Raw genomic sequence first — 15,757 nt, forward strand, 5'->3', positions numbered from 1 at the left:
ACGGAGACACTGGAAAGTGACTGGGAGCTCTGGGTCGTAAGCGCGTCGCAGGAACCCCGCCGGGTCGCGGTGGGCGACAACCCTGAATCCTTCGCGTCCCTCGGGCTGTACTGGATGTGGTCCCCGAGGGGCGCCGAGCTCGGGACCATCAGCCGTTCGAGGTTGAGCACGATCGACCTCGCGACCGGCGAGACGACCGACCTCGGATCGATCATCGCCGAGCTCCCGTCGAGGGGTGTGTATTACGCAACGAATTCCCTCCCCTCGTGGTCGTGGTCACCGGACGGGACGCGAATCGCGTTGGGGGCGCGCGGGGGTGGGATCTACACGGTCGACGCGCGGAGCGGAGAGCGTTCGCTCCTCGTGCGCCTGCCGGGCGAGGAGCCTCCCTCGGTCGACGACGAGGTCCTGTCCTCGATCGACGAGGTCCTGTGGTCGCCGGACGGAGCGCACATCGCCGTCGAGAACGCTCTGCTTGAGGGTGACGGACGCCTATACGTCGGGGACGCAGACGGATCGAACGTCCGCGTCTTGGTCGACGACTTCGACCCACTGGGTGTCGCGTGGTCGCCCGATGGGACGCGGCTCGCGTACGCGGACTGGTCGGGAGGGAGCCTCCGGATCTGGGTCGCCCCGATGGACGGCTCCGCGCCGGCCGAGATCGGAAGTCTCGACGCGTCGTGTCGCTTCTTCTACAGATGTGACCTCACGTGGTCGCCCGACGGGTCCCAGATCGGGATCGAGACCCTTGACGGTTTCGCCGCGATCGACGCCGGTGGATCGGGCGAGGCCACGCCCATCGACGAGCTGACGTACCGGAGCTGGGACGGCGGTTCGTACTCCTGCGAGTGCACTTGAGGCAGATCAGCTCGCAGACCGTCGAGGTGCGCGCCTAAACCCTCGACTGAGGCCGCGGAAGTGCTCTTCCAGCTCGTCGGCCTCGGTGCCGAAGACCTCGTCTCGTCACAACCGCTCGGCATGCAGGATCTGGGCGGGGATGCGTTCGGCGTCACCCGCGCTGCCACAAAACGACGGGCTCGCGTGTCAGGAGGGCATGGGGCACGATCGGACCGGGGCGGTGGCGACCGTGAATCGCGAGGCGGGACTCGGCAGCCAGCTCGCCGACGCGTACGTCCGGTCGGCGCCCGGGGGCATCCGGCTCGCGTTCCTGCTGACCGGCGACCGGACCGTCGCCGAGGATCTGGTCCAAGAGGCGTTCGTCCGCTTCGTAGGTCGGCTCCGGTTCCTCCGCGACCCGGACGCATTCGAGCCGTACCTGCGACGAACGATCGTGAACCTTTCGAAGAACCACTTCCGGCGTCGGGCGGTCGAGCGCGCGTTTCTGGAACGAGAGGGTCGGAGGACCGAGGACGTCAGCACCGATCCGGACGTCGCCACGTATCACTCGCTCCGCTCGGCCCTCCTCCGGCTCCCAAACCGCCAGCGCACGGCGCTCGTCCTCCGCTACTACGAGGACCTCCCGGACACCACGATCGCCGAGCTCCTCCGCTGCCGCCAGGCCACGGTGCGCTCGCTCGTCGCCCGTGGCCTCGCGGCGCTCCGCACGACCCCAGAGGTGATCTCATGAACGACACCGACATCCGAGAACTCCTCGCGCGCGTCGCCGACGAGGTGCCGGCCAACACGCCGGTGGATCCGGAGCCGCTGCTCCGTCGCGGCTACCGTCGGATGGCCGGGACGGCCGCCGTCGGCGCGCTCGGCGTCGCCTGCGCAATCGTCCTTGTCGTGGGGGGCGTCGGCCTGATCCGTTCGAGCGCGCCGGCGACGATCCCGGCCGACCAAGGGCAGCCAACCGGGCCGCCGGAGACCGTCACCGACGAGTGGACCGGCCCCTGCATGGATTCGCAGGACGGACCGCCGTCGCAGGTGTGCCTCGGACCGCTCGAAGAGGGGACGTACACGTCGCAGCGCTTCGAGCCCGCCGTCACCTTCACCGTCCCGGCCGGATGGAACAACCCGTGGGACACGCGCGGCTCGTTCGATCTATGGACGCCGGGGTGGTCGGACAATGGGGCCGACCAAGGCATCGATTGCCGAAGCGACCCGATGCCTTGCGGCTACCTCTTCGATCAGCCGGGACTGACGCTCATCCGCAACGTTCGCGCCCTCGAGGGTTGCTCCGACGCCGTCGAGGCCGGGGTCGGCACGTCCGCGCTCCAGCTCGCCACCTGGGTGAGCGACCATCCGGGTATTGCAACGGATGGGCCGTCGCCCGTGGAGATCGGCGGGCTCGCGGGCTACCAGCTCGACGTGTCGATCGCGGAGACGTGGCACAAGAGCTGTCCCGGAAGGGCCGGGTTTGTGACTGTGGAGCCGCTCGAAGGGGCCGGCCTCACCGATGGGGCGCGGGAGTGGTACGGCACCTCGCGTCTGATCCTGCTCGATCTGCCGGACGGCGACAACGTCCTGATCCAGATCAACGGCACCGAAGTGGACGCCGCGATGCCGGTCGTGCGCTCGTTCGCGTTCGACGTGGACTGAGTTCCCGGGATGAACCTTGGGCCACGGGCTGCACCTGGGGTTGGCTCTCGTCGTCGTGCTGGCGGGATGCGCGCCGGGTACCGGGCCGATTGCCTCGAGAACGTCGGCTCAAGCGGCGCCGAGCGAGCCTCGCGTCCGGCGTTCGGGTTAAACGTGCTATTCGAGGTAGCCGAGGCCTCGGAGGTGCTCCTCCATCTCGTCGGCCTCGGTGTCGGTGACGCTCGACGCGTCCTCGCCTGAGGACATCCCGGGGCTCGCAGCGGCCGGTTCCTTCTTCGAGACGCCCGCGTCCGACCCGATCACCTCGTGCAGCACACGTCCGGTGTGTTCGACCGATGACGGCGCGTTCAGCGCGGCGAGGATCGTCGGCGCCAGATCGATGAGTAGCGGCGGCTGCTCGAACGGCTTCACGTTCGGCCCGACCGCGACGATCACACCCTCGGGGCGGTGGTCGCCGGAGATCCAGTCGGCGTCCTCGATCGCCGAGCGCGCGTGGGTGAGCGAGTACCCGACCTCCGGCTCCATCAAGATGTCGGGCGCGAGGTCGGCGTGCTTGCCCTTGAAGACCTCCTCGCGCTTGTAGATCGCCTTCACCGGCTTGCGTCCGGTCTTCGGATCGACGAACGAGCCGAGCGCGTCCATCACCCGGTCGCGCTCCTTCTCGAAGTCGCCGGGATCGACGATGCCGTCGGGTTCGCGCCCGACGAGGTTGATCGAGACGCCCTCGCCGGTCGAGCGGATAGTCGTGTACGCCTTCGACTTCTGCCAGTTCACCGACTGCGGCAGCGAGACCTTCCCGTGCAAACCGAGCACGTCGTACGCCTTGCGCGCGATCTTGCGCACCGGCCCCCATTGCATCCGCCCGAACACGACGTTCGACGCGCTGAACTCCAGGAAGCCGAGCCGCTTCAGCAGGTGATCCATGTGGATCGTTCGCGTCACCGACTGGAACCCGTGATCCGAGATGAACAGGATCAGGTCGTCGGGACGCGCGCGCGACACGAATGCACCGATCGCCTCGTCGAGCTGCTTGTAGACGTCGCGCACTTTCGCGCCGATCGCGGTCTTCTCGTTGCGCGAGGTGTCGGGGTGGTCGGGCGCGACGTAGTTCGAGAGCGCGTGCTGTGTTCGGTCGACCGAGACCCACACGCTCGCCATCAGATCCCAGTCCGAGTTGTCCATCAGCCACTCGGTTGCGCGGATCCGCTTGCCGGTGATGTCGAGCGCTTCGTCCAGGTACGCCTCTGGCCGGTTGCGGAACGTCGTCCACGACATGCCGTTGATCGGCCACGGCACGCCGGCCTTCTCGAGCTCGTCGGGCAGATCGGCAGGTTGCGTGTATGTGCGGCCCTTCGGCAGAACGCCGCCGGCGAGGCTCATCCCGTTGATATCAGGCGGCGGGAACATCAGGGGAACGTCGGCGTAGATGCCGACTTTGCCAGCCGCCGAGAGATCCTCGACGAACGTGCGCTCCTTGATCGAGCGGTAGGTGACCGGGTACTGCTTGTGAGTTCCCGGGAGTGTCTCGAGGATGTCGTAGACGCCGTGATCGGCCGGGTCGACGCCGGTCAGGAACGAAGGCCATGCGGCCCATGAATGCGTCGGCACGGTCGAGCGCAGGACGTCCTTCTGTCCGCGCTCGATCAGCGCCCGCAGGTTCGCTAAATCACCCCGCTCTAGCAGTGGTTCAAGGATGCGCCAATCGGCGCCGTCCCATCCGATGAGCAGTACTCGTGGCACGCGTAACGCCTTTTGCTTGCGGATTCGCGGGAGAGTGTATCGAATAGGATTGCCGCTCTCTGTGGAGAGTGTCAGAGGGCAACCGTAGTCTGCCAAGCGGTACGCTTGTTGAGGTGTTGAATCGTTCGAGGGAGGCGAGTATTAGGGTCATGATGCGAACGGGGGGACGCTGGTGAGTTTCGCGAAGGAATCGCTAAGTCCGGCTGAGACGGAGCTGGTTGAAGCGCTAAAAAAGGAAGGTGGGGAGGCCAACCCTGAGGTCCTGTTCACACGGATCATGGACGAGAACCCACATATCACTGAAGAAGCCCTTAGGGCGGCTATATGGTCTCTCGCCAGTCGCCGGATTATTGAAGTTACCTGGCAAGGGCAGCTTGTAACTGCCTAGGAACCTACCGCCGGAGGTGAGAGGAAGTAGCCGCGTTCAATCGCGACGGCCGTCGTCAACCCGAGCCTGCGCCAAGCAAGAGGACAGAGGGCCAACGCGACCTTGATCGCATCCTATATACGTCGGCATTTCGACGACTCGACGCCGTGTCACAAGTGGTATTGCCGCAAGAAGGTCACCTATTTCATAACCGGCTCACTCACAGCCTCAAAGTCGCACAGATTGGGCGACGCATAGCCGAGGAGCTTCAGAGACAACGTACCAACGACCCTGCCATCCATGAGTTGATTGCACGTCACGGGGGCCTCGACCCAGATGTTGTTGAGGCTGCCTGCCTCGCCCATGACATCGGACATCCGCCATTCGGCCATGTGGGTGAAAGGGCACTTGACGAGTGCACTCGCGCGCGAGGATGCCGTGATGGCTTCGAAGGGAATGCGCAGTCATTTCGAATCGTCGTTCGTCTTGCGTTTGCGAAAGAGGAATTCACGGGACTCAATCTCACCCGTGCCACCTTGAACGCAATACTGAAGTACCCCTGGCCCTACTCCGAAGGTGACAAGAAGTGGGGGACCTACGATTCCGAACAAGATGTTTTTGATTGGCGCCGGGAAGAGGTGCCTATTGCTGAGAGGGAGAAGACCCTAGAAGCACAGATTATGGATTGGGCAGACGACATCACCTATGCAGTACATGATCTGGACGACTTCTATAGAGCCGGATTCATCCCGATGCGCGCCCTGACTGAAACGCGCGTCGACGACATGGATTTCTTGCTGAGACGCGTGCGGGATAAGTGGAGAGACAAGCTCGACGAAGAACAGCTGAGGATTGCTGCCAACGGAATCCACCTATTTCCGGCACCACTCCAGTACACCGGTGCAAAGTCCGAACGCGTACGACTTCACAATTACACTTCGACTGCCATAGACGATACGTCGATGCGACATCGCTTGATGATGCGGGACTATCGATTCTTCACGAAGCACGGCTACAGGTTGACTTCTTTCAGGCGCTGACGCGGCACTTCGTCCTTGAGAATCCCACTCTAACCACACAAAGGCACGGACAGCGCCGAATCGTCACCGATCTCTTTCGAATCTACTGGCGCGCCGTCCGACACAAGGACACATCGGTATTTCCACCACGAGACCAGGAAGAGGTCGAAGGCGTTATCGCTGGCCTACCCAATGCCCCAAGCGTAGTCCGGCTAGTTGCCGACACGATTGCGGGCATGAGTGATGAGGAGGCAGTCCGGATGCATGGACGCCTAACAGGCGTCGATCTCGGATCGTTGTCCGACACTCCGCTTGCCTGAAATGAGGTGATCTTCCTAGGACACGCCACGACTCGGCAGTGTTTTCAGTTCGGCCAAGCGTGGGCGCCGATGAACTTCATGTCAAATATGGGCGCAGGGGACCCGAGTCCGAAGGCCTCGAGCTAGCCTTCGACCAGCTTCAGCTCAGGACGCTTGTTCTGCTCGAATGTCCCGCTCTCGCCCTCGCCTTCGATCGTGGTCAGGACCAACCCGAAGACGAGCTTGTCCAGTTCTCCGATGGGCATGGAAAGCTCGCGAGCCACGTCCGCTTTCGACATCCCCTCGTCTCTCAGCGCGAGGAAGACCTTGCCAAGGACTTGGGAAGTCTCCGGCGGGATTGAGTTCGGCTCTCGCGTCCGATGACCCCTCCGACTAATCTCCGTGAAGATAGACCGGTACTGCCATTCGGTTAGGAGTTGAAGCGCCTGCATGCGGTAAGCAAGGTTCGATAGGGCAACATTCCAACGCCGCTTCGCTTTGATTAGGTCGGAGATCCGACCACTTCGGGGAGCATCGGCAATTACGCTTCCCTTCGGCATTAGGAACGCTGCGCCGAACTGCTGAGCCTGTTGTTCCTCCACCCGTCCGCGAGGGGCCTCGTGGCTTGAGTGGATGACCAGATGACCAAGTTCATGGGCTGCGTCCATCCGGCTGTGTTCCGCGCTCTTCATCGTGTTCAAGAACACGAAGGGAATGCTCAGATACCAGGTCGAGAAGGCATCCACCTCCCGGTTCTCTTCCGCCAGCGAGAAGATTCGGACACCATGAGCTTCCAGCAAGTGAACCATGTTCCTAATCGGTCGTTCTCCGAGAGCCCACTCATCCCGCACCGCTTGAGCTGCCGTCTCAGGGTCGATGCCCCGGTATCTAGGGACCGAGGGGTCGGGCAGTTGGAAGCGAGCGTCAATCCATTGCGCGAGTTCCAGGGCTAGATCACCTGCACTCAGAGCCTGGTCGCGTTGAGTCGCGGTCATTCTCGAGAGGGCACGGAAGCTCGATCCCCCAACCGGAAGGGAATCAATCCTTGCCCGACGGAAAAACTCAACCGGAAAAGCAAGCGCGTCTGCCAGCAAAGCAAGCGTTGCGTCACCTGGCACCTTCTCCCCACTCTCGTAGGCAGTGAGGCTCCGAACCGAAAGGCCAGCTGCCTCGGAGAGCGCCTTCTTCGACATACCACGCCGTTTGCGAGCCAAGCTGAGCCTCGAAGGGGTGAAGGTTCCCATTTCTAGGCGCGCCTCTCCACCTTCACATCGATGGGCTCGCCTTCCTCATCGGCCGCCGTTAGGGGACCGGACTGGCTGCCAATCGGTTCAAGGATGATGCGCTCACGCCAGCCAGATACGTGGCCGTCGATCTCCATCCTGACCGGTAGCGACAGTTCGAGCCGAGTCTCCCCAGCCTCATCGTCCTCGTGGTAGAGCAACAACCAAGTCTGATCGGGCTCCCGTTCGGCCTCGGGATCCGGAGGGAATATGGGATCCAAGTCGAAGAATGTGAGCTGGTTCTTCGAGATGGCGTGCTTCGTCGCGGGGCCCTTCGCGCTGGTCGTGTGAGGGTCTGCCTCGGTGCCCGTGCTCCCATCCGCCGACGAGGCCGTGATGGCGATTACACCTCTAGAATCGACCGCGACGGGGTAGTTCCGGCTCTCCTGCCTGGTCCACCCCTTGCTCGTCAGCGCCTCTCGGAGCGCCCTGATGGTTTTCGCCCACCTGATCCATCCACGTGCGATGCGAGGATCGTTCTCGGTGCATCGGCTAGCTTCGGCGATGCCATAGGACAAGGCGTCACGAAGCTCCTCCTCGGTCAGCCCCAAATCGGCTAGGCGGGTCGCGCGCTCAGCCTTCGTCACATACAGGGTGGTTCTTTCGGTCTCTTCCAGAGCCACGTGCCCGCTCCTTTTTCTCGAATCCTCTGGGTTCCGGTTACCCTACCTCAAATGAGGGGCAGAAACACGAACCACCCCAAACAGATACGGAGAAGTCGGTCGCACACGGTCGCTGTTGTACGAGATGAGAACGACAGCCAACGAAACAGCTCCATGTCCGCCAGTCAGGACCGAATCGCCCCGTTCCGCTGATCGCGAATCGAGTCGCGGAGGTCGGTAGCACGTGCTCGAAAGGCGATGACGGCAGCGGGTTAACCCCACGTCGGACGTACGGGGTGGCAGTATTGGGCCGGCTCGCATCGGGACTTAGCCTGCGAGCATGCAGACCGCGGTGATCGTCCCACCCCCTCGTGCGCTCGCTCGTCGCCCTCGACGTGCGCGTGGCTGCCCTGTCGATGTTCGGAGCCGTTCTCGGGCTCGCGCTTGCGACCGTGACGCGGAACACGGGTGCGGCGCTCGGGATCTCGTTCGTCTACCTGGCGATCGTCGAGGGGATCATCCGTGGCTTGCGCCCCGGGTGGACCGCGTGGCTCCTCGGCGACAACGGCAGCATCTTCCTGATCGGACGCGCCAATCCGGAGCTTGGCCGTTCGGTCTGGAGCGCCGCGCTCGTCCTCGTCGTCTGGTCGGCGGCGTTCGTCTCGGTCGCGGCCGCCACGTTCCTCGCGCGCGACGTCGATTGATGCCGGTGGTCGACCGGTACCTCGAGGCCCGCGGTTGAGGGCGGTCGTCTTCGACCGATACGGACCGCCCGAGGTCCTGCGGGTTGAGGAAGTCGAGCGACCCGTCCCGAAGGACGACGACGTCCTTGTCCGCGTCCACGCCACGACGGTCACCCGAACGGATACGGGGCTTCGGAGCGCCGAGTACGGCTTCATGCGACTGTTCACTGGCTTTCGTCGACCGCGGCAGAGGATCCCGGGGATCGAGCTGGCGGGGGTGGTAGAGGAAGCCGGTGCGGCGGTCACCGAGTTCGCGGTCGGTGACCGCGTCTTCGGGATCGGCTCCGCGACGAACGCCGAATTCGTGCGCGTCCGCGCGAGCGGCACCTTGGCGCACATCCCGTCGAACGTGTCCTTCGCCGAAGCGGCGGCGATCGCCGACGGCGGGTGCACGGCCCTGGCGTTCCTCGAGCAGGTCCACGCCGAGCCAGGCCAGCGGATCCTCGTCTACGGCGCCTCGGGATCGATCGGAACAGCGGCGGTGCAGCTCGCCAAGCAGCTCGGCGCGGTGGTGATCGCTTTCTGCGGATCGGACGGGGTGGATGTCGTCCGCTCGCTCGGCGCCGACGAAGTGGTCGACTTCAGGCAACGCGACGTCACGGAGACAGGCGAGAGCTACGACGTGATCGTCGATGCGGTGGGTAAGCTCTCAGCGAGACGCGCGAGGCGTGCGCTGAAACCCAAAGGCATCTACACGACGGCGGGTTCACCGGGATCGCTCGGCGGCGTCCTCGCGCTGGGTCTCGTCACGAAGATAAGCGGCAAACGCCGAGTCCGGCTCGGTCTCGCTCGGTACCGGCGCGAGGACCTGCTCTCCCTAAAGGAGCTCGTCGAGGCGGGGGCGTACCGCCCGGTCATCGACCGGTCCTACGCGCTGGAAGACGTGGTCGAGGCGCACCGCTACGTCGACAAGCAGCGCAAGATCGGAAACGTCGTCCTCACCGTCGACGACACGGCGCGCTGAGATGACCAGCTTCTGCACGTGGATAGAGCCGGCGTCGGTGGAGAGTCAGGGCGTCTCGTCAGGTAGACAGATCCGCTCGCCTCAACCGAGAACGTCCGCGATTTCCCTGATGAGAACGACGACCGCCAACGCGGTCACCGCCAGGATCCCGGCCCGTGCGAGCCAGATCACCGGTCGAGAGGTCCACACGGCCTCCAACCGCGAGCGGGCGAACAGAAGGGCCACCGCGAGCGCGAGACCGCCGAGGGCAATTTCGACCGGCGAGCGAAGGCCCGTGAGGAGGAACGGGGTCAGCAGGACAAGGCCGAGGAGAGCGGGCCATCCCTTGGGCGCCGGGCGCGCGAACGAGCGATCCAGCAGGACGGAGACGGCGGCGCCGTGCGCGGCCGGAAGCGCGACGAACATCGCAACGGCGAGCGGCAACGGCTCCAGGAGCGTGAAGTCGATGCCATCAGGACGGATCACCTCCGCGCCGCCCACCGCGCCGGCGACAACCGCAGCCGCCCAAGGGCGGAGCCGTGCCGGAACCCACGAACGGGTCGCCGAGTAGACGAGCGCGCCGGCCACGCCGAGGAACGCCGTGAGCCCTACGAGGAAGAGGGTGGCCCCGCTGATCACGCCGATCGTGAACCCGTCGTCCGTTTCGCGGCCGTGCAGCGAAGGATCCGACGTCAGCCGCAGAACGAGCATCGCCAAGCGACCACCGATACCTCCGATCACGGCGCCGGTCAGTGCGCCGATCGCGCACGTAACCGAAATCCGCGCGAGTACCGTCCTCGGGCTCACGCCGCGCCGCTCCACGACCGTCGCCGACATCAGCCCGGCGCGCTAACGGTCTCGGCCCCGATCATCGGTCGATCTCAGCAACCAAGCTGTCGAGATCCTCGACCGCAGGTTCGGAGTCCATCCCGATCCTCCTGACGTTCGTCGGGCCGGCCGACCGTAGATGGCGTGCCCGAATCGGTCAACGTCCTTCGCCGCTAGGTTGGGAGGAACGTAAAAACCCTCGATCTCGGGAGGTGGCCGCATGGGCAGCGTGATCTACGACAAGAGCATGTCGCTCGACGGGTTCATCGCCGGGGCGAACATGCGGGTCGAGGCGGGACTCGGCGACGACGGCGAGCGGCTCCACGATTGGGCGTTCAAGGATCCGGCCGGCATGAAGCTCATCGAGGGCGAGATCGAGAAGCTCGGCGCCGTGATCTGCGGACGCACCACGTATGACATGTCGATCCAGTATTGGGGCGCCGATGGTCCGACCCCGACACGCGTCCCGCTGTTCGTGTTGTCGCACTCAGTCCCAGACGACGTACCTGAAGGAGGCGTGTACACGTTCGTCGGCGATCTCGAAACTGCGTTGGAGCGCGCACGCGAGACCGCGGGCGACAAGAACATCAGTGTTATGGGCGGCAGTGTCGGGGCTCAGCTACTCCGCGCCGGCGAGGTCGACGAGATCTCCGTTCACGTCGTGCCCGTCCTGTTCGGGAGCGGTGTGCCCATGTTCCAGGACGTGGTCGAGGAGCACGTCACGCTCGAACTCCTCGAAGAGAGCAGGAGCCCGCACGCCACACACCTGCGCTACCGTGTTGTGCGCGACGGCTGAGCCCACGCCCAGCAGACAGTCGCGACAACCAGACCAGTGACGAGGTGGTGGACGACGTGGCGGTGCTGCGGCTAACGCAGGAGATCAGGCGCCCAGTCGAGGACGTGTTCAACGTCGTAGTCGCAGGTGGCGACTTCGCCTCCTGGAATCCGACGATCACGGCGTCGCGGCAGGTCTCGCCCGGCGAGATCGGCGAGGGCACCATCTTCGAGTGGGAGCTCCGTGGATTCGGCACCGTCCGCCAGGAGCTCACCGAGTTCGCGCCGAACCGCCGCGTGCGGATCGTCCCCCACACCCGCTCGCTGGGCGGCGGCCATCGCTTCTCGTTCACCGACCTCGGCGACCGGACCCGCGTCGACCACGAGCTGGAGATGATCCCGAAAGGCGCGTTCAAGCTCATGGCTCCGCTGATGACGATGATCGGACGCCGGAATCTGCGAACGACGGTGGCCGCCCTCGAACGCCGGCTCGAAGGCGAAGCAGCCGGTTAGGTCGCTGCTCGTTCGCGTTGATCACGCAACGGCTGCGGCCAGCTCACCCGTTCGAACGCCGCTGCGGCGAATGAGCTCTTGGACGACGTATCGCGCGTCGCGGCCGACGCCGGGCAAGACGTCCGATGCGGCCGAGTACTGCCACGGGAGTCCGACGAAGTACAGACCCGGTTCGCTCGTCACGACGCCGCGCTCGTGCATCGGCCGACCGTCCTCCCCGAAGATCGGCAGGTCGATCCACGAGAGGTCGTGGCGGTAGCCGGTGCACCAGATCACGTTTGCCACCTCGAGCACCATCCCGTCCTCGAACACCGGCTTGCCATCCTGAACGGCGACCGTCTTACCCACGCGTCGTACGCCCGCCCTGTCGAGCCACTTCGGCTTCACGCGGACGAGTGGATCGCCCTTCGAACCCGCCTTGGCCCGCTGGCGGCGACCGATCGGCGTCCGCTGGGTCAGGACATGTACGCCGATGAACCGGATGACTCGGAACGCGACGTGCCGAGCGATCGGCTTGTCGATGTCGGGAGGGATGTGGCCACGGATCGGCCCCGACAGCCACGTCGGGTGCGTCGCGGAGACCTCGAGCGATATGTCGGCCCCCGAGTTCCCCGCGCCGACGACGAGGACGACGCCCTGGCGGAGCTGCAACGGGTTCCGGTACTCGGTCGAGTGCAGCTGAAGGATCGATGGATCGAGCTCGCGCGCCATAGCCGGCATGCGGGGATCGCGGTGCGCGCCCGACGCGACGATCACGTTCGCCGCCTCGAACACCGTGTCGCCAGCTCTCACTTCATAATGATCGCCCTCGCGGCAGATCTCGTTGACACGGATCCCGTTCCGGACCGGGAGCGAGAACCGCGCGGCGTACGCCTCGAGGTAGTCCGCCATCTCGTCCTTCGTCGGCGTCGACTTCGTCGGGAGCCGCCATCCAGGGAGAGCGACGGCGTACGACGGCGTGAACAGACGCAGGGAGTCGTACCGCTCGCGCCAGTTGTCGCCGACTCGAGCGTTCGCGTCGAGGATAACGAAGGACCGACCCTCCCTCTTGAGGAAGTAGCCGGCCGACAAACCGGCCTGCCCCGCGCCGATCACCACGGTGTCGAAGCTCTCCGCGTCCATCTCGCACCCCTTCCGGTTCGATGTCCGGAACGTAGGCGCGCAGGCGTATCGACTCATCGCCGAAAGACACCAACTGGTCGGAGTGTCGGGATGGTTAGTTCTCACCACGCGCGCGAGCCGGCGCAAGGCCGTGCTCGAACGCGAACGCGGTGGCGGCGGCTCGGGACGAGACGCCGATCTTGGTGAACATGTTCTGGAGGTGCCGCGCGACGGTGTGCTCGCTGATCACGAGTTCGACCGCGATGTCGCGGTTCGTCTTGCCGGAGGCGACGAGGCGGAGCACCTCCGCCTCGCGGGCTGTAAGACCCGCGGGGAGGTCCGTCGGACCCGCGAGGAGCGCGCGCGTGGCGGCGGCATCCGGAACCGCGCCCAACCGATCGAACTCGGCGAGCGCGGCGCGGAGCTCCGAACGTGCGCCGTCCTCATCGCCGGCCGCGAGCGATGCACGACCGAGGAGCATCCGGGCTCTTGCGGTCTCGTACGGCAGCCGGACGTCCCGCCAGGCTGCTGTCGCTCGGCGCAGTGCGTCGCACGCCGGCTCGACGTTGCCTTCCGCGAGTGCGATCGAGCCGGATGCTGTCGCTGCGGCCGCCACGAACGCGGGCATCTCCATCGCAGACGCCATCGCGTCCAGCTCGGCGGCAGCGGTCCTCGCTTCCTCGAGCTCGCCGGCCGCGAGCGCGACCTCGACCTGCGCTGACAACAGACGGCCGCGGCGAGGTGCGCCTTGCGATCCAGAAAGCGCCAGACGCAGCGCCGATCGCGCCGCGTCCGTCTTGCCTTGCGAGAGCCGCATGAGGGCGAAGCCCGGTTGCGGATCGTCGCCGAGCTCCTGCGCCCGCTCGAACGCCGCTTCGGCCCCGGCAAGGTCTCCGACGCGACGCAGAACCTCTCCGAGCTGAGAGAACGCCGCGGCGGCAAGGCCCGGTTCCACTCCGATCAGCTCGTCCGCCGCGAGACGAGCCTCCGCTTCCGCGTCCGACCACGCGCCGCGCAGGCGCGAGACCTCGGCCCGATTCACTCGGCACATCCCGGGGAACGGCGAGCCGGGCGGCAGCGTGTCACACCAGACCCGAGCCGCATCGCTCCACTCCCCGGCGCGGCCGATGTCTCCGAGCTCGAGACATACCGCGATCACTGCGCAGTAGATGATGCCGGTGAAGTACGGGCTCACGTTGCCGGAAACGACCGCGGCCATCGCCTCGTCGAGGAACAGGAGACCCTCTCGGACCCGACCCGCGGAAACGAGAGCTTGACCCCGCGTGTGGATCGCCAAGGCGACGAGATCGTCCACGCCGTGCCGACGGCCGACCTCGATCGCGCGATCGGAGAGTTCGATGGCCCGCTCGAGATCGCCGGAATAGTGAGCGACGGTCGCCTCGACCATGTCGAGGAACCCATCCTCGGGGCTGTTCGGCACGCCCTCCGTATGACGACGACCCCGCATCAGGAAGCCCGCACCGACGGACGGCTCTCCACGGATGAAGTGTTCGACCGCGAGCCGAGCTGCGGCGGCGGCGGCCGCGCGCTCGTCCCCCGCCGTCACGTGGGCGGAATATGCCTTGTGTCGAAGCTCGATGGACTCGGCCGGCTGCGACATCCACCACGCGGCGTCGGCCATCCCGTCGAGGTCGCGCCCGGTGAGCTCGGACGGGTCGACGGCGCGGAACGCGGCGTAGGCATCGGGCCACGCTCCCGCAGCGAGCGCTGTTCGCGCCTGCTCGACTGGAACCGTCCCGTCCACGCGTCGACCTTCCTACGAATGCTCCGGCACAGGGTAGATGGACCCGACGCTCCGCGTGAGCCGAAGGTTCGCCGCCGGTCGTGGGAGACTCGGCACATCGCCGCGCCCGACGCCGTGACGGAGTTCCGCCTCGACGTTCCCGAAAGCGAGCTCGAGGATCTCCGAGCACGCCTTCGGAATACGCGCTGGCCCGAGCGCGAGACGGTCGATGACTGGGCGCAGGGCGTCCCACTCGCGTACCTCCAAGACCTGTGCGCCTACTGGGCGGACGAGTACGACTGGCGCACAACAGAGGCGCGGCTGAACGCGCTGCCGCAATTCCGAACGACGATCGACGGGCTGGCGATCCACTTCCTCCACGTGCGGTCGCCGCATGCCGACGCGTTGCCGCTCGTCATCTCGCACGGGTGGCCCGGCTCGATCGTCGAGTTCCTCAAGGTCATCGGGCCGCTGACCGATCCGACCGCGCACGGCGGTGACGCCTCCGATGCGTTCCACGTCGTCTGTCCTTCGCTTCCGGGCTACGGCTTCAGCGACAAGCCGGCCCGCCCCGGCTGGGGAGTCGAACGGATCGCTCGCGCCTGGACCGTGCTCATGACGAGGCTCGGCTACCAGCGCTACGGCGCGCAAGGAAGCGACTGGGGAACGAGCGTGAGCGCGAGCGTTGGTCAGCAGGATCCGCAGCACGTGGTCGGCATCCACCTGACGCCGCCCCTCGCCCCGCCGGACCCGGCGACCCTCGACGACCTCACGGAACGTGAGCGAGCGGCGCTCGCCTCACTCGAACAGTCGGCCGAGTGGGACTCCGGCTACTCGAGGGAGCAGGAAACGCGACCACAGACGATCGGATACGCGCTCGTCGACTCCCCCGCGGCGTTGTGCGCGTGGATCATCGAGAAGTTCTGGGCGTGGACGGACAACGACGGACACCTCGAGAACGTGCTCACGCGCGACGAGCTGCTCGACAACCTGATGCTCTATTGGCTCCCGCGTACCGGCGCGTCGTCCGCGCGGCTGTACTGGGAGAGCATTCGACAGGTGAACGAGTGGATCTCGGGCGCGGTCGATGACGTCGTCGACGTCCCCACCGGGTGCTCCATCTTCCCCAAGGAGCTCCAGCGTCCATCCCGTCGATGGGCGGAGAAACGATTCGTCGACATCCGCTATTGGAACGAGCCCGAACGAGGTGGCCACTTCGCTGCCTTCGAGCAACCAGAACTGTTCGTGGACGAGGTGCGCGCGTTCTTTCGTCTCGTCCGTTGACTACGTGCCGCTCGC

General features: G+C 65.7%; 14 protein-coding genes and 1 pseudogene. 9 read left to right on the top strand and 6 right to left on the bottom strand.

The window, feature by feature from the left end:
• From VFA08_01400 to VFA08_01410, 3 genes are all read left to right on the top strand, one after another.
• The coding region (locus tag VFA08_01400) for a hypothetical protein (protein ID HYZ12249.1) at nt 1-858 on the top strand (858 nt) is incomplete at its 5' end.
• A 139-nt stretch (nt 859-997) separates the two neighbouring features.
• A complete protein-coding gene (locus tag VFA08_01405; GenBank protein HYZ12250.1) occupies nt 998-1,588 on the top strand; it encodes a SigE family RNA polymerase sigma factor in 591 nt (196 codons plus the stop codon).
• Nucleotides 1,585-2,502 carry a hypothetical protein gene (locus tag VFA08_01410; protein ID HYZ12251.1) on the top strand — a complete coding sequence of 306 codons (918 nt, stop codon included), beginning with the start codon at nt 1,585-1,587 and terminating at the stop codon, nt 2,500-2,502. Before VFA08_01405 ends, VFA08_01410 begins: the two co-directional genes overlap by 4 nt.
• Before the next feature lie 156 nt (nt 2,503-2,658).
• Here the strand turns inward: VFA08_01410 and VFA08_01415 are convergent, their stop codons facing one another.
• The gene (locus VFA08_01415; GenBank protein ID HYZ12252.1) at nt 2,659-4,242 is read right to left on the bottom strand and encodes an alkaline phosphatase family protein; all 1,584 of its coding nucleotides are present in this window, start codon (nt 4,240-4,242) and stop codon (nt 2,659-2,661) included.
• A 480-nt stretch (nt 4,243-4,722) separates the two neighbouring features.
• On the opposite strand from VFA08_01415, the pseudogene dgt reads away from it, so the two are divergent.
• Nucleotides 4,723-5,649, top strand: a pseudogene (gene dgt, locus VFA08_01420) (dNTP triphosphohydrolase).
• A 421-nt stretch (nt 5,650-6,070) separates the two neighbouring features.
• Here dgt and VFA08_01425 read toward each other — a convergent pair.
• On the bottom strand, nt 6,071-7,171 hold the full coding sequence (locus VFA08_01425; protein HYZ12253.1) for an XRE family transcriptional regulator: 1,101 nt from the start codon (nt 7,169-7,171) through the stop codon (nt 6,071-6,073).
• A gap of 2 nt (nt 7,172-7,173) precedes the next feature.
• Nucleotides 7,174-7,833 carry a hypothetical protein gene (locus tag VFA08_01430; protein HYZ12254.1) on the bottom strand — a complete coding sequence of 220 codons (660 nt, stop codon included), beginning with the start codon at nt 7,831-7,833 and terminating at the stop codon, nt 7,174-7,176.
• 350 nt (nt 7,834-8,183) lie between these two features.
• On the opposite strand from VFA08_01430, the gene VFA08_01435 reads away from it, so the two are divergent.
• Nucleotides 8,184-8,516 (top strand): hypothetical protein, encoded by a 333-nt coding sequence (locus VFA08_01435; protein HYZ12255.1) that lies wholly within the window; start codon nt 8,184-8,186, stop codon nt 8,514-8,516.
• A 34-nt stretch (nt 8,517-8,550) separates the two neighbouring features.
• Nucleotides 8,551-9,519 (top strand): NAD(P)-dependent alcohol dehydrogenase, encoded by a 969-nt coding sequence (locus VFA08_01440; protein ID HYZ12256.1) that lies wholly within the window; start codon nt 8,551-8,553, stop codon nt 9,517-9,519.
• An 81-nt stretch (nt 9,520-9,600) separates the two neighbouring features.
• Here the strand turns inward: VFA08_01440 and VFA08_01445 are convergent, their stop codons facing one another.
• Nucleotides 9,601-10,335 (bottom strand): hypothetical protein, encoded by a 735-nt coding sequence (locus tag VFA08_01445; GenBank protein HYZ12257.1) that lies wholly within the window; start codon nt 10,333-10,335, stop codon nt 9,601-9,603.
• A 211-nt stretch (nt 10,336-10,546) separates the two neighbouring features.
• Here VFA08_01445 and VFA08_01450 point away from each other — a divergent pair, with 211 nt between their 5' ends.
• A complete protein-coding gene (locus VFA08_01450; protein HYZ12258.1) occupies nt 10,547-11,122 on the top strand; it encodes a dihydrofolate reductase family protein in 576 nt (191 codons plus the stop codon).
• 47 nt (nt 11,123-11,169) lie between these two features.
• Nucleotides 11,170-11,613 (top strand): SRPBCC family protein, encoded by a 444-nt coding sequence (locus tag VFA08_01455; GenBank protein ID HYZ12259.1) that lies wholly within the window; start codon nt 11,170-11,172, stop codon nt 11,611-11,613.
• Nucleotides 11,614-11,634: 21 nt separating this feature from the next.
• On the opposite strand, the gene VFA08_01460 is transcribed toward VFA08_01455, so the two are convergent.
• Nucleotides 11,635-12,735, bottom strand: a complete 1,101-nt coding sequence (locus VFA08_01460; protein HYZ12260.1) for an NAD(P)-binding domain-containing protein — start codon at nt 12,733-12,735, stop codon at nt 11,635-11,637.
• 94 nt (nt 12,736-12,829) lie between these two features.
• Entirely contained in the window at nt 12,830-14,479 is a 1,650-nt protein-coding gene (locus tag VFA08_01465) for a LuxR C-terminal-related transcriptional regulator (protein HYZ12261.1), read from the bottom strand.
• An 18-nt stretch (nt 14,480-14,497) separates the two neighbouring features.
• Here VFA08_01465 and VFA08_01470 point away from each other — a divergent pair, with 18 nt between their 5' ends.
• Nucleotides 14,498-15,742, top strand: a complete 1,245-nt coding sequence (locus VFA08_01470; GenBank protein HYZ12262.1) for an alpha/beta fold hydrolase — start codon at nt 14,498-14,500, stop codon at nt 15,740-15,742.
• Nucleotides 15,743-15,757 lie beyond the last annotated feature (15 nt).

The organism is Actinomycetota bacterium, from assembly GCA_035640355.1.
Classification (GTDB): domain Bacteria; phylum Actinomycetota; class UBA4738; order UBA4738; family HRBIN12; genus CALGFI01.

What these genes read in the sequence shown, in the direction of transcription:
- VFA08_01405 (HYZ12250.1), top strand. Translation starts at nt 998, where the DNA reads ATGCGTTCGGCGTCACCCGCGCTGCCACAAAACGACGGGCTCGCGTGT.
- VFA08_01410 (HYZ12251.1), top strand. Translation starts at nt 1,585, where the DNA reads ATGAACGACACCGACATCCGAGAACTCCTCGCGCGCGTCGCCGACGAG.
- VFA08_01425 (HYZ12253.1), bottom strand. Translation starts at nt 7,171, where the DNA reads ATGGGAACCTTCACCCCTTCGAGGCTCAGCTTGGCTCGCAAACGGCGT.
- VFA08_01445 (HYZ12257.1), bottom strand. Translation starts at nt 10,335, where the DNA reads ATGTCGGCGACGGTCGTGGAGCGGCGCGGCGTGAGCCCGAGGACGGTA.
- VFA08_01450 (HYZ12258.1), top strand. Translation starts at nt 10,547, where the DNA reads ATGGGCAGCGTGATCTACGACAAGAGCATGTCGCTCGACGGGTTCATC.
- VFA08_01460 (HYZ12260.1), bottom strand. Translation starts at nt 12,735, where the DNA reads ATGGACGCGGAGAGCTTCGACACCGTGGTGATCGGCGCGGGGCAGGCC.
- VFA08_01470 (HYZ12262.1), top strand. Translation starts at nt 14,498, where the DNA reads ATGCTCCGGCACAGGGTAGATGGACCCGACGCTCCGCGTGAGCCGAAG.